The 14205-nt window shown below is 33.8% G+C and carries 17 protein-coding genes; 16 read left to right on the top strand and 1 reads right to left on the bottom strand.

What is annotated here, in order from left to right; all coding sequences use genetic code 11:
- Window positions 1–42 precede the first annotated feature (42 nt).
- A complete protein-coding gene (locus OCV48_RS10980; RefSeq protein ID WP_021982222.1) occupies window positions 43–828 on the bottom strand; it encodes an adaptor protein MecA in 786 nt (261 codons plus the stop codon).
- A gap of 263 nt (window positions 829–1091) precedes the next feature.
- Here OCV48_RS10980 and OCV48_RS10975 point away from each other — a divergent pair, with 263 nt between their 5' ends.
- The 16 genes from OCV48_RS10975 to atpA all read left to right on the top strand — a co-directional run bounded on the left by OCV48_RS10975 (window position 1092) and on the right by atpA (window position 14202).
- A complete protein-coding gene (locus tag OCV48_RS10975; protein ID WP_147591935.1) occupies window positions 1092–2513 on the top strand; it encodes a serine/threonine protein kinase in 1422 nt (473 codons plus the stop codon).
- Window positions 2514–2570: 57 nt separating this feature from the next.
- Window positions 2571–3176, top strand: coding sequence for a hypothetical protein (locus OCV48_RS10970; RefSeq protein WP_147591934.1), 606 nt, complete (start codon window positions 2571–2573; stop codon window positions 3174–3176).
- Window positions 3176–3955, top strand: coding sequence for a hypothetical protein (locus OCV48_RS10965; protein WP_021982225.1), 780 nt, complete (start codon window positions 3176–3178; stop codon window positions 3953–3955). Before OCV48_RS10970 ends, OCV48_RS10965 begins: the two co-directional genes overlap by 1 nt.
- A 310-nt stretch (window positions 3956–4265) precedes the next feature.
- On the top strand, window positions 4266–6020 hold the full coding sequence (locus OCV48_RS10960) for a glycosyl hydrolase family 18 protein (RefSeq protein ID WP_147591933.1): 1755 nt from the start codon (window positions 4266–4268) through the stop codon (window positions 6018–6020).
- Between the two features lie 131 nt (window positions 6021–6151).
- On the top strand, window positions 6152–6877 hold the full coding sequence (locus OCV48_RS10955) for an N-acetylmuramoyl-L-alanine amidase (RefSeq protein ID WP_147591932.1): 726 nt from the start codon (window positions 6152–6154) through the stop codon (window positions 6875–6877).
- A 64-nt stretch (window positions 6878–6941) separates the two neighbouring features.
- Window positions 6942–7997 (top strand): L-threonylcarbamoyladenylate synthase, encoded by a 1056-nt coding sequence (locus OCV48_RS10950; RefSeq protein ID WP_147591931.1) that lies wholly within the window; start codon window positions 6942–6944, stop codon window positions 7995–7997.
- 29 nt (window positions 7998–8026) lie between these two features.
- On the top strand, window positions 8027–8479 hold the full coding sequence (locus OCV48_RS10945) for an arsenate reductase/protein-tyrosine-phosphatase family protein (RefSeq protein ID WP_021982229.1): 453 nt from the start codon (window positions 8027–8029) through the stop codon (window positions 8477–8479).
- Window positions 8480–8515: 36 nt separating this feature from the next.
- On the top strand, window positions 8516–8941 hold the full coding sequence (gene rpiB, locus OCV48_RS10940; protein ID WP_021982230.1) for a ribose 5-phosphate isomerase B: 426 nt from the start codon (window positions 8516–8518) through the stop codon (window positions 8939–8941).
- Between the two features lie 30 nt (window positions 8942–8971).
- Window positions 8972–9457, top strand: coding sequence for a deoxycytidylate deaminase (locus tag OCV48_RS10935; RefSeq protein ID WP_021982231.1), 486 nt, complete (start codon window positions 8972–8974; stop codon window positions 9455–9457).
- Window positions 9458–9468: 11 nt separating this feature from the next.
- A complete protein-coding gene (locus OCV48_RS10930) occupies window positions 9469–9822 on the top strand; it encodes an AtpZ/AtpI family protein (RefSeq protein WP_262559671.1) in 354 nt (117 codons plus the stop codon).
- Window positions 9761–10342, top strand: a complete 582-nt coding sequence (locus tag OCV48_RS10925) for an ATP synthase subunit I (RefSeq protein ID WP_021982233.1) — start codon at window positions 9761–9763, stop codon at window positions 10340–10342. Before OCV48_RS10930 ends, OCV48_RS10925 begins: the two co-directional genes overlap by 62 nt.
- A 4-nt stretch (window positions 10343–10346) precedes the next feature.
- Window positions 10347–11123, top strand: a complete 777-nt coding sequence (gene atpB / locus OCV48_RS10920; RefSeq protein WP_021982234.1) for a F0F1 ATP synthase subunit A — start codon at window positions 10347–10349, stop codon at window positions 11121–11123.
- A 49-nt stretch (window positions 11124–11172) separates the two neighbouring features.
- Window positions 11173–11430, top strand: a complete 258-nt coding sequence (gene atpE / locus OCV48_RS10915; RefSeq protein WP_021982235.1) for an ATP synthase F0 subunit C — start codon at window positions 11173–11175, stop codon at window positions 11428–11430.
- Between the two features lie 67 nt (window positions 11431–11497).
- Window positions 11498–12019, top strand: a complete 522-nt coding sequence (gene atpF, locus OCV48_RS10910) for a F0F1 ATP synthase subunit B (RefSeq protein WP_021982236.1) — start codon at window positions 11498–11500, stop codon at window positions 12017–12019.
- Window positions 12007–12555, top strand: a complete 549-nt coding sequence (gene atpH, locus OCV48_RS10905; RefSeq protein ID WP_021982237.1) for an ATP synthase F1 subunit delta — start codon at window positions 12007–12009, stop codon at window positions 12553–12555. Before atpF ends, atpH begins: the two co-directional genes overlap by 13 nt.
- A gap of 144 nt (window positions 12556–12699) precedes the next feature.
- Complete coding sequence (gene atpA, locus OCV48_RS10900; protein ID WP_147591929.1) at window positions 12700–14202, top strand: F0F1 ATP synthase subunit alpha; 1503 nt, start codon at window positions 12700–12702, stop codon at window positions 14200–14202.
- Window positions 14203–14205 lie beyond the last annotated feature (3 nt).

Genomic DNA, 14205 nt, shown 5'->3' with positions numbered 1-14205 from the left:
ACGAAATTATTATATGATGTTTCGATATTCTTAGATTAGACTTTAGATTTGCGATAATTCCTGGATAGCGGTATCGGCTATGATTAATTCAGCATGCTCTAAAATGTGTTCTAACGTAGTCGGACTGTTAATAACCAGATTTCCGTATTCGCTTATCAAATCGCATATTCTATAAAAATATTCTTTATTATCCAAGGTATAGTATACAAAAAGATAATAGGAAGTGCCAAGTTTATATAATGAATTTTGGTCATGGTAAATTTTTATAAGCATATTTGAGAGTTCAATAATTTTATCAATATTTTCAAATTTGAAGATGATAGTGTATGCTGGTGTGACACCATAAGGTGCCTCGATAATAGCATTCTCAAATGTAGGCGAAGTATTTTTAGCTGAATCAAATAAATTAGGATTTTCCGGTGAATCTTTAGGAGAATTAGAAATCTGATTTGCAATATTATTAAAAAAGCTAAAAATATCTTCATGACCGGCAGATGTATCTGCTTTGGATGAAAATAATTTGTCTGATGCAGCATTAGGATCAGGTGTAAATCTTGAAAATCTTGAATCGATTTCTTCAGGATCTTCAACTATAGTAATAATTATTACAAGAGTATCATTGGGAAGGGGGATGGCATCAATAGATATAGGAAATTTCTGAGTATTAAAATCAAAGTTAACCTGGGCTTTTGAAACCACTTCTTTAAACAACTGTTCTGTTTCCGGGGAACCATAAAATAAATCCTTTATATTAATTTTTCTGGAAAATAAATCTTCTTTATCAAGTACACATTTAATCTGATTATCGTTTAATTTTTCAAAAACCATATATATTCCTCCTTTGGTATGGATATGTTTACGAAATATTAAAGGTATATGTCTGTGTTAGTTCTGATATAATTAACATTTCTGATTATTATGCATGAATACATATAATGGTGGATTTTAGAACTTTAATATTGAGATAATATACGATAGTATAACTTATTATAATGCCAGATGTAAAGTAAACTGTAATAAAATAAAAAAATAAAATAAATGTTGCAATTTAAAATGTAATGTATTATAATTAATACACAACATACAACAAAATGTTAAATAAGAAGGAGGGATTTATAAAAAAATATATGGACTACAGGGTGAATGGTGGTAAATATGAGAAGATAAGTCTGTTAGGCGAAGGCGGCACATCACAGGTTTTTCTGGTAAGACATAAGATATTAGGAACATTACGTGCCATGAAGAGAATATCTAAGAATTCTATTAATGAGAAGTGTTATAATTCAGAAGTCAATATTCTCAATATGATAGACATTGATGGTATTCCGGTTGTTTATGATGTGGAGGAAGATTTAGAATATTGGTACATTATTGAGCAGTATATTGAAGGAATATCATTTGAAGAATATTTGAATAATAAAGAAAATGATGCTCTTGAGGTGCTAGGTTATGTATGCAGAATATGTACAATATTACATTTATTACATACTACTAAGCCATATGGAATAATCTATGGAGATATTAAGTCGGAGAATATAATCATTAGTAAAAATGGAGTGTATTTGATTGATTTTGGAAATTGCATGCTAACTAAGGATATTCCGGATGAAAAGAATATGGCTACTAAGGAATATATTACGCCTGAGCAGTATAATAGTGGGGAAATTGGTATATGGACAGACGTGTATGGCATTGGCGTGCTGATACAGAAGGTATATCAGGGATTTCAGATGCAGTTATATAACTATAGAGATGATATTTTGAGAATTATATCTATATGTATGGAAAAGGACATTAAAGACAGATATACATCAACAAAAATTATAGAGGAAGCTATAACTTCAATAGTTGAAAAGATAAGTATTAACAGAGCATCAACGAATAATAATGGCTGCGATGGAAAGAGTAAAAAATGCAGAAATAGTAATGTAAGAGATAGGAAATCGCTTGATATTGCAATTTATGGCTGTAGAAGATATGCAGGAGTAACCCACCTTGCGTTAGGACTTACTAAGTATTTAGAGCATAGAATGTCAGATGTATTCTATATAGAAGATAATTTATCCAAGGATATAATTAATATGTTGGATTTTGATAATAAGACAGTATGTTCAGATGGTATATACACATATAAAAGATGCAAGATATTGCCTAATTATGGGAAATTTTGCACACAGGACAACGCAGATTCTATGGGATTAAGGAAATCGGTGAATATACATGACTGTGGTGTATATAATAAGAAATCGTCGCTTTTAAATCAGGTAATTGTGGTGATTACCGATATCAAAGAATATTTAAAATTCAAGTATGAAGATTATATTTTAGATTGTGAAGATAAAAATATATTGTATGTTGCGAACTTTTCGGATGATAAAGGGATAAAAAGGCTTTTGAGACAAAGAAATATTAATGTATTAAGAATGCCGTATATTGAGAATCCATTTAGGCAATGTAAGGAATCAGAAAAGTTTTATGGGGACATAGTGAAGATATTAATGAGAAATTATTAATTAAATGTATAAAATGATTGTAAGATGATTATAAGAACAGCATAGAGGCATTAAAGTATGATTAATTTTAGAAGAAAACGTATAGTACGCAGAAAAACCTATCATAAACTGGCAGTAGCAGGAATGACTAGAGGCGCTGGAGCAACACATTTTTCCATATTACTCGGAAATTATTATTCAGAGGTGTTAGGAAGAAAGACAGCGATAGTAGATTTGAACGAAGATTGTGACTATGAATTTCTGAAACAGATATGTACACCTGAGGGTTTGATTAATAATAATGTTTATAATATACATAAGGTAGCATATTATCAGAATGTTACCAGAGAGAATTTAGCAGGAATTTTCCATGAAAATTATGAATGTGTAATACTTGATGTCGGAAGTAATTATAGAAAATTTATTAATGAAATTAGTATGTGTGACAGAAAGTACATGATTAGTTCAATAGGATTGTGGAAGATACCGGGTGTAGTAACAGGATTGAAGGAAGTACAGTTCAATGAACAGTGGAAATTTTTGTATTGCTTTGGTGATAAAGAATCGGCAGATTACATATCAGAGTGTACAGGAAGAAGGCTATATTCTATACCGGTTATAAATAATCCATTTAAAATTACAGGCAGACAGTTGATGGAGGTAGAACGTATATTGGAGGCATAGTGGTTATTTGGCAGAGAAAAAAGAATCTGATAATTGCATTGTTATCAGGGGTGATTATTTCGGCAGTTATATTGGGAAGTATCTTAATTGTAGAAGTAATTAACTATAATACCTGCAGGGAAGAGCTGGTAAAAATTAAGAATGAGCAAAAGGGTTATGCTAATATTAAAGCTTATTCACTTAATGCAGATAAGAAAAAGGGAGATTTGATAACAGAAGCAGATTTAGTTGAATTGAACTTATACGGAGAAAATAATTTAATAGGACTGGCATCTAGGAGTGATTTAGTAAATAAAGAATTAAAAATTGATGTCAGTAAGGGAACGATAATGGATTTAAGTATGGTGCATAAGCAGGATAAGATAGCTGACGACATAAGACTTCATATATATTCGTATGTTGAATTGCATTCGGATATTCTTGAAGGAAGTATTGTGGATATAAGAATTACTTTTCCGGATGGAGAAGATTATGTTATAGCAGGGCATAAGAAAATCGTTAAGAGAATTGAGAATAGCATACTTATAAATGTTAATGAGGAAGAAATTCTCAAGATGGCTAGTGCCGAAGTTGATAAAAATGTTTATCAGGGTACAAAAATATATGCGGTTTTATATGTGAAAGACTATCAGGAAACAGCTAAATCAGATTATCCGGTAAATGCAAGTGTTATTGAATTAGGCAGTTGGGACCCCAACTTAATAGATGAAGTATTCAATAGCGAAACGGCAAATAAAAGAGTCGTGTTAGAAACAAATATGAACAGGTTCGTGTCGTAGAAAACATAGTTTTATGAATAAATATAATGGCTTTTATGTTTCTACCCCTGGTATCATTATAAAATAATATATCACAAGAATAGTTAATTACGTGTCAGAGAGATTAATAGAATGTCAATAAATGTTATTTGAGATAAAGAATGTAATTAATTATATAAAGTTATGGCATATAATAAAATGATGTAAATACACACATTAATTATATGCCATAACAATATAAAAGAGAAAACAGATGACGTAGATGATAAAAAGTGTTATAATACACCACAAATAGACATTTTCATATTGAGAAAATAAGGAGGAAAGCATTTTGAAGAAAAAATCAGTACCTGTTTTTTTTGTGGTGGCAATTATAATTATTTCAATAGTTGTATTGGTAGTAGGAAATATAATAGATAAAAGAACACCTTCTAAGAAGCATGCTTCTGAAGAAGATATATACAAATTATATAGATTATATGATGGTTATACCGAGGATGGTGATAAGATAAGCTTTGAGGGAGCAACTAAGGCGGCAGATAACCAGGTTGCCATCTTATTACAGAATGAGATAGTATCAGACAGAGCTTTTATAGATAATGGAGAATTATATGTGGATTATGAATTTGTAAAGAATTCACTTAATAATAGATTTTATTGGGACAACAATGAGAACATTCTCATTTATACAACGCCTACAGATATTGTTAAGGCAGGTGTTGGAAGTCAGGAATATTATGTTACTAAAGCTAAGAAGACGGCAGAATATACGATTGTTAAAGCAGAAGGTTCAAAAGTATATGTTGCATTAGACTTCGTAAAGAACTATTCGAATATAGAATATACATTATATGACTCTCCTAACAGAGTATGTATAACAAACGAATGGGGAGTGGAAGAAAATATATCCACGCTTAAGAAGGATACAAAGATAAGACTTGATAAGAGCATTAAGTCGGATATCTTATACAATTGTAAGTCTGCAACAGAAGTAGTAGTATTAGATAAGGGAAAGACCTGGTCGGAGGTAATTACGGAAGATGGTTTCTTTGGATATGTTAAGACAGATTCATTAAGAAAACAGACAACAAAGACATTACAAAATGATTATGTTGAACCTGAATACACTAATATCCAGAAAGATTTTACTATTAATATGGCATGGCACATGGTTACAGCACAGGCATCTAATAATCAGTTGATGGATTTAGTTACTCCTGCTAAGGGATTAAATGTTATTGCACCTACATGGTTCAGATTATCAGATAATGAGGGCAATATGACATCACTTGCAGATGCTAATTATGTAACAAGAGCACATATGGTTGGATTAGAGGTATGGGCTGTTGTAGATGACCAGTCAGCAGATTCTGATAATAAACAGATATTTAGCTATACATCAAAGAGAGAGAAGATAATTAACCAGTTAATTGCTTCAGCTATTGAATATGGAATAGATGGAATTAATGTAGACTTTGAATATATAGCTAAAGAAAATGCAGATGACTATATTCAGTTTTTAAGAGAATTATCTGTAAAATGCAGAATAAATGGAATAGTTTTGTCAGTAGATGATAAAGTTCCAGAGGCATCAAACAGTTATTATAATATTGAAGAGCAGGGAAAAACTGTTGACTACGTAGTAATGATGGGATATGACGAACATTGGGGTGTTGACTCCGGAGCAGGTTCGGTAGCATCACTTCCGTGGGTAACGAAGGGTATTGAAAATATGGTATCAAAAGTTTCATCAACAAAAGTTGTACTTGCAGTTCCGTTCTACACAAGAATATGGGAAGAAGATGCATCAGGTAATGTTGTAAGTTGTGCATCAGTTGATATGACAACAGCGGCTACTACATTGGCTAACAATGGTATTACACCTGTATGGGTTGATAATGTCGGACAATATTATGGTGAATATCCATCAGGAGATAATACAGTCCGTATATGGCTGGAAGATGCGAAATCAATTGAAGAGAAATTAAAACTAATCGGAACATATGAACTTGCAGGTGTTGCCGAATGGCGAATTGGTCTTGAGAATAATGAATTATGGAATACGATAATTAAATACACGAATTAATAGAATGTCCCCTTGCATATTATTTATTAAGTGAAGTATTGTAAAGCATAAGATTATAGGTAATAAATACCTTTGTTAATCAGCTTTGTGAATACATATTTATAGAATGATAGGTGAGGGGATATTTGTATATGCTAAAGAATAAGTTAGAAAAAGTGATGGGTTATGGAATGTTAATTATCATAACATGCGCAACGTTAATGATAAATGTTAATGCCGGAAGTATTACCGTAGCGAAGAGAAATGGAAAGTCAGATAAGAAAGAATTTGAACATATAGTAGTAATAGATGCGGGACATGGCGGCTATGATCCGGGTAAAATAGGTATAACCGGGAAATTTGAGAAAGATATTAATTTAGAAATAGCATTAAAACTGAAGAAACATCTCGAAAATAATAATATTAAAGTTGTTATGACAAGAATTGAAGATGTCAGTATGTGTGGAGATGAGGGGAGTGAGGTGTCAGGCAAGAAGTCAGCAGATATGCGAAAGCGTATAGAAATAGTGAATTCTGCAAATGCAAATCTCTGCATAAGTATACATCAAAACAGTTATGAGTCTAAAGATATCAAGGGCGCCCAAGTCTTTTATTATTCCAAATCAGAAGAAGGAAAAAAATTTGCAGAATTATTACAGGAAATAATAAAAAGTGATGTAGATGGTAAGAATAAACGAAAGGCAAAAGAAAATAATAATTATTATATGCTTCGCAAATCGGAGTGTACATCAGTAATTGTTGAATGTGGATTTCTGTCTAATTGGGAGGAGGCAACAGAGCTTGCAGATGAATTCTATCAGGATAAAATAGCGGCTGCAATTAATAAAGCTGTAATAGAATATTTATCAAATATTTAGTTTTAATTTATAAGTAAAAGTGGTATAATGGAGCACAGAATTAAGCTCAGGCATGGAGGCAGAAATGAACACAATACTTAGAAAAGTTGATGTCGATAATATTGATATGGAGGTAATTAAAGAAGCCTCAGATATTTTGCATGCTGGAGATATGGTGGCATTTCCAACAGAGACAGTATACGGATTGGGAGCAGATGCACTTGATGAGAAGGCATCAAAGAAAATATATGCAGCAAAGGGCAGACCATCTGACAATCCGTTAATAGTACATGTGGCAAATGAACAACAGATATTACCTCTGGTTAAAGAAATCCCTGAATCAGCCAGAAAACTTATGAAAGCATTCTGGCCTGGTCCATTAACTATAATTTTTAATAAAAGTGATGTTGTACCATATGGAACAACAGGTGGATTAGATACAGTAGCGATAAGAATGCCAAATCATAAAGTAGCACTTACACTTATTGAAGAATCAAATATACCTATTGCTGCACCGAGTGCAAATACTTCGGGCAGACCAAGTCCTACAACGGCTATGCACGTAATGGACGATTTGAATGGTAAGATATCAATGGTTATAGATGGTGGAGCGGTTGGAATTGGAATTGAGTCAACAATTGTTGATGTAACAGGTGATATTCCTATGATATTACGACCGGGATATATTAATAAGAAGATGCTTGAAGAAGTAGTCGGAGAAGTTACTATTGATAAAGCTATTCTTGGACCGGTAAGCCCAGATTTGAAACCTAAAGCTCCGGGAATGAAATATAAGCACTATGCGCCCAAGGCGGATTTTACAATGTTTGATGGTGATATAGATAAAGTTGCAGATAGAATAAACGAATTAGCAGAATCATATATTAAAAAAGGTTATAAAGTCGGTATAATATCCAGTGCTGAATCAAAGGACAGATATAGATACGGAGAAGTAATATCGATAGGAAGCCGTAATAACGAGCTTAGTATTTCTAAAAATTTATACAAAGTTTTAAGAGAATTTGATGACAAACAGGTTGATTATATATTAGGCGAAACATTTAGAAGCGAAGAATTGGGACAGGCAATAATGAATAGACTTCTAAAAGCTGCCGGATATCAGGTTGAGACGGTTATATAGCTGATAATATTAATGAAAGGTTTGATATTATGAACAGATACCAAAAAGTAATTTTTGTAAGTACCGGGGGAACCTGTAGAAGTATTTTAGCAAAAGCTATATACAGAAACATAAATACGAATGAAGATTTACAGATTGAGTCAAGAGGTTTAGTTGTATTATTTGAAGAGCCAGTTAATCCAAAAGCTGTAGCCATAGCTAAGAGCAAGGGAATATCAATTGAGGATGAAAAGTCTGAACAGCTTACAATGGATGATTTTGGAGATGATATTCTGGTCTTAGTAATGACTGATTTACTTAAGAAGAAAGTATATGATGAGTTTGAAAATGCTGTTAATGTATATTCCATAAGAGAATTTGCAGGAGAGGCAATAGATGTTGAGGCAGCATATGGTGGAGAACTGACAGAATATGGAAGCCAGTTTAAGTATTTAGAAAAATTGATTACAATTGTAAAAGATAAGATAGAACAAGATGAATAAAGAGAAAGGAATCGCATAGGCGATAATGGAAGAATTATGATAGCATTAGGTTGTGACCATGGTGGATATGAATTAAAACAGGAGATAATTAAGCATTTACAGGAAAGAAAAATAGAATTCAAAGACTATGGCTGTGATAGCTTAGAATCAGTTGATTATCCTGTATATGCGAAGAAAGTTGCAAATGTTGTAGCTTCAGGAGAATGCGAAAAGGGAATACTTATCTGTGGAACAGGAATTGGTATATCAATTGCTGCTAATAAGGTAAAAGGCATCAGAGCTGCACTTTGTACTGACTGCTTTATGGCCGAGGCAACAAGACTTCATAATGATGCCAATATTCTGGCATTAGGTGGAAGAGTAGTAGGCCCGGGACTTGCACTTAAGATAGTTGATACATTTTTAGATACAGAATTTTCTAATGATGAGAGACATATAAGAAGAATTGGAATGATAGAATAAAGATTTATGGCAGGTTAGAAGAGGTTTACAATGAGTGATAAAAGAGACGATTATATAAGCTGGGACGAATATTTTATGGGAGTGGCATATTTAGCTTCCATGAGATCGAAAGACCCGAATACGCAGGTAGGTGCATGCATAGTCAGTCCTGAGAATAAGATTTTATCTATTGGATATAATGGTTTCCCGAATGGCTGCTCAGATGATGAATTTCCATGGGGGAAGACAGGTGAAGAGATAGACAGTAAATATCTTTATACAACGCATAGTGAATTAAATGCAATTCTTAATTATCGTGGCGGAAGTCTCGAGGGTGCTAAGATGTATGTTACCTTGTTTCCATGTAATGAATGCGCAAAAGCAATTATTCAGTCAGGAATAAAAGAATTAGTATATGACTGCGATAAATATGCTGATACACCATCTGTATATGCCTCGAAGAGAATGTTATCTTCGGCGGGTGTTAAGTTTCAAAAATATGTAAAAACAGGTAGAAAAGTCAACATTGATTTGTAATGAATGGAGGTTTGATTCTGATAAAGAAGAATAAATTAGAGAAAGATGTTTATACTAATTTTGCCTTAATATCCCAATTAGGGGTAAGTATGTTAGTTCCTATATTTATGTTAATGTCGCTGGGTATATATTTAGAAAAGAAATTTAGTATACCACTTACGTTGCCGGGTATTATATTAGGAATTATGGCGGGATGCAGGAATACATATCATCTTGCTAAGAAAGCCATAGGTAAATCAGAGGGAGAAAAGTCTGTTAAAGAAGAGCAGGAAATGGTAAATGATGTGTTAAGGGAGTGGAATGATGGAAGACAATTTACAGAACGCAAAGACACAGACAACGGTAGAAATGAAAAAGACCGATAAAATACAGAATATGAATAAGAAACAGAACAGAGATAAAAGGCTTAAGAAACTAAAAAGAAATCAGATACAGAATACAGATAATGATAATACAGAGGTTGATGTGTCTGAAAGTAGAATTGGAAGTTTTCGCATTAACAGAACCGGTATTGAACTGATTATAGGTAATGTGATTTACTATATATTAGGGCAGATATTAATTCTAATATTTGCAGACAGAAAGCTGAATGTTTCCATTGGGTTCATACTTGGAGTCATTATATCAGTATTAATGACATTCCATATGACAATAGCCATTGAGCAGGCTATGAGTTTTAATGAAAGAGGAGCAGACAGACATGTCAAAAAGACGACAGCCGCAAGGATGATATTATGCTTTATAGCGCTTATTGTTATAGGTATAACTCAAGTGGGTGATATTGTGGCAGCACTTTTTGGTGTAATGGCATTGAAAGTATCGGCTTATTTACAGCCGCTTACTCATAAAGTTTTAGCTAGAAAATCTACAGAAAAAGGAAGGTGAGAATGTGGTAAACGGAATTCTGAGTACCGTAGGGAATATGGTACCATCAGGAGTCGGTGGAACATTGCTGGCAGCAAGTGCTGACGATGAGAGCAGTGGAAGTTTTATGATTAAACTTTTTAAAGAAGTTAAAATCGGTGGCTCTACTGTATATATAACCAGTACACATATTTGTCTGGTCATCATAGCCTTGATATTAATTGTATTTGCAATTGTGGTTAATCGTAAGATTAAAGCTGCAGAGGCAAGTGATACGCCAGGAACACTTCAGAATATTGCAGAAATGATAGTTGAAACCATAGATAATATGGTTAAGGGTGTCATGGGAACAAATGCTAAACGTTTTGTTAATTACATTGGTACATTGTTCTTATTTGTACTTTTATGCAATATATCAGGTCTGGTTGGACTTAGACCACCTACTGCCGATTATGGTATTACATTACCGTTAGGTCTTATTACGTTTGTTTTAATCCATTACAATGGTATTAAGAAAAACAAATCTAAACACTTTACAGATTTGTTTAAACCGAATCCGATTTTATTCCCGATTAACTTAATCGGTGAAATAGCGGTGCCTTTATCGCTTTCAGTTCGTTTGTTCGGAAACGTAATGTCAGGAACAGTTCTTATGGGACTGATTTATGGTTTGCTTAAGCCATATACATTTGGCTGGCCAGCGATACTACACATCTATTTTGATATTTTCTCTGGCTGTATACAGGCATATGTAATAAGTATGCTGACTATGGTATATATTAATGACAAAATAGCCGACTAAAACTAAAAAGATTTAAGAGTCTGCATGACAGACAGATAGGAGGAAATTTATGAATCAAGTTACAGGACAGGATTTTATTAATGCAATGTCAGCCGTAGGTGCAGGAATTGCAATGATAGCAGGTATTGGACCTGGTGTTGGACAGGGATATGCAGCAGGACAGGCAGCCGCAGCAGTTGGTCGTAATCCAGGAGCTAAATCAGATATTACATCTACTATGCTTTTGGGACAGGCAGTTGCAGAAACAACTGGTCTTTACGGATTCGTTGTTGCAATCATATTAATGTTTGTTAAGCCTTTCAAATAAGGTTAAGCCGATTTGGAATTAATAATAATTTTAAAAATGTAATAATTCTCAGAAAGGAGGCGAAACCTTGTTTGGTGAAAGACTATTTGGATTAGATTCACAGACGATATTTGACTGTTTCGTACTTGCAGTAACAATGCTCGTACTTTTTACGGCATTATCATATTTCTTATTTAATCCTGTAAGAGAACTTCTTAAGAAACGTCAGGACAGAATCTCAGGAGAGAGAGAACAGGCTGAAGCTGATAGGAAGTCAGCCGAAGAGTCTAAGAGAGAGTATGACGAAAAGATTAAGAATATTGAAAAAGATGCAGAAACTATTTTGAGTGAAGCCAGAAGAAAAGCTCTTAAGAGTGAAGAGAGAATAGTGAATGAAGCTAAGGAAGAAGCGGCAAGAATTATTGCTCATGCTAAGAAAGAAGCAGAGTTAGAAAAACAGAAAGCTGCTGATGACATTAAGAAAGAAATCATTTCTGTTGCAACTCTTATGGCAGGCAAGGTAGTAGCAGTATCTGTGGACGAAAAGACACAGGATACACTCATTGAGGAAACATTGAAAGAGATAGGTGAGGAAACATGGCTAAGCTAGTATCTAAGACATACGGTGATGCATTGTTTGAACTGGCTCTCGAAGAAGATAGATTAGATTCGTTATTTGAAGAATCTAAGGTAATCAGGGAAGTGTTTCTTACTAACAGTGAGCTTATAAAACTACTGAATCACCCTAAGATAGATAAGGAAGAGAAGATATCTGTAATCGAAAACATATTTACAGACCGGGTATCAAAGGATATGGTTGGCTTTTTAGTTCTTGTAATTAAGAAAGAAAGACAAAACAGTATTCTTGAAATTCTTGATTATTTTATCGCTTTAGTTAAAGAATATATGAAAATTGGTGTTGCATATGTAACTACGGCAGTAGAGATGACTGAAGACCAGAAGAAGAAGGTTGAGGATAAGTTACTTGCAACGACTAAGTATGAATCATTTGAGATGAATTATGTGGTAGATAAGGATATTATCGGTGGCATAATTATCAGAATTGGTGACAGGGTAGTGGATAACAGCATAAAGTTAAAACTTAATGAGTTATCAAAGGATTTATATAAGATCCAGCTTGTCTAATTAAATTAAAAGTTAAATATAATATTAAATATATTTTATTGAAAAATACAGTGTAATAATTATTTAATTATATAAAGTGTGAAGAGTCATATTTATGATAGTTAAAGGTAATATATTATGCTAGAAAGAAGGTGGGTTAGCTCCATGAATTTAAAACCGGAAGAAATCAGTTCTGTTATTAAAGAGCAGATACAAAAATATTCCGCTGAACTTGATGTTTCTAACATCGGTACAGTAATCCAGGTAGCTGACGGAATTGCTCGTATACATGGTCTTGAAAAGGCTATGCAGGGTGAACTTCTTGAATTTCCAGGTGAAGTATATGGTATGGTATTGAATCTTGAAGAAGATAACGTAGGTGCCGTATTACTTGGCAATCAGAAGAACATAAATGAAGGCGATACTGTTAAATCAACAGGCCGAGTTGTAGAAGTACCGGTTGGTGATGCAATGTTAGGCCGTGTTGTTAATGCGCTTGGACAACCAATAGATGGTAAAGGACCAATCCATACAGATAAGTACAGACAGATTGAAAGAGTAGCATCTGGTGTTATTTCAAGAAAATCTGTTGACACACCACTTCAGACGGGTATTAAAGCTATTGATGCGATGGTTCCTATCGGAAGAGGACAGCGTGAGCTTATCATTGGTGACCGTCAGACTGGTAAAACAGCGATTGCGATTGATACAATCATTAATCAGAAAGACCAGAATGTTAAATGTATATATGTTGCTATCGGACAGAAAGCATCAACAGTAGCATCAATTGTTAAAACATTAGAAGAATATGGTGCAATGGCATATACAACAATTGTCGTATCTACAGCAAGTGACCTTGCTCCATTACAGTATATTGCACCTTATTCAGGTTGTGCAATTGGTGAGGAGTGGATGGAAAATGGAGAGGATGTGTTAGTAGTATATGATGACTTGAGCAAACATGCTACAGCATATCGTACACTCTCGTTATTACTTCGTAGACCACCAGGCCGTGAGGCATATCCTGGTGATGTATTCTACTTACATTCAAGACTACTTGAACGTGCAGCCAGACTTTCAGATGAATTAGGAGGAGGCTCGTTAACAGCACTTCCTATTATCGAGACTCAGGCAGGTGACGTATCGGCATATATTCCTACAAATGTTATTTCGATAACAGATGGACAGATTTACCTTGAAACAGAGATGTTTAATGCAGGTTTCAGACCGGCCGTAAATGCAGGTCTTTCGGTATCACGAGTTGGTGGTGCTGCACAGATTAAAGCTATTAAGAAATTAGCTGCGCCTATTCGTGTGGAGTTAGCACAGTATAGAGAGTTAGCAGCATTTTCACAGTTTGGTTCAGAACTTGATGCTGATACTAAAGAGAAGTTAGCACAGGGTGAAAGAATTAAAGAGATGTTAAAGCAGGATCAGTATAATACAATGCCTGTTGAATATCAGGTAATTATTATATATGCTGCAACTAAGAAATATTTATTGGATATTCCTGTAAATGAAATTCTTGATTTCGAAAAGGAATTATTCGAATATATCAGCACAAAATATCCTGAGATACCTGAGAGTATTAAGGAGACAAAAGAATTATCGGCAGAGATTGAAGAGAAACTTGTTAAGGCAATTACAGAGTGTAAGGCAGCAAAATAGATG

This window comes from Bovifimicola ammoniilytica (assembly GCF_025567085.1).
In the GTDB taxonomy this organism is placed as follows: domain Bacteria; phylum Bacillota; class Clostridia; order Lachnospirales; family Lachnospiraceae; genus Bovifimicola; species Bovifimicola ammoniilytica.
Note: the sequence above shows the minus strand (reverse complement) of the source record. Positions and strands in the feature narration are given on the sequence as shown.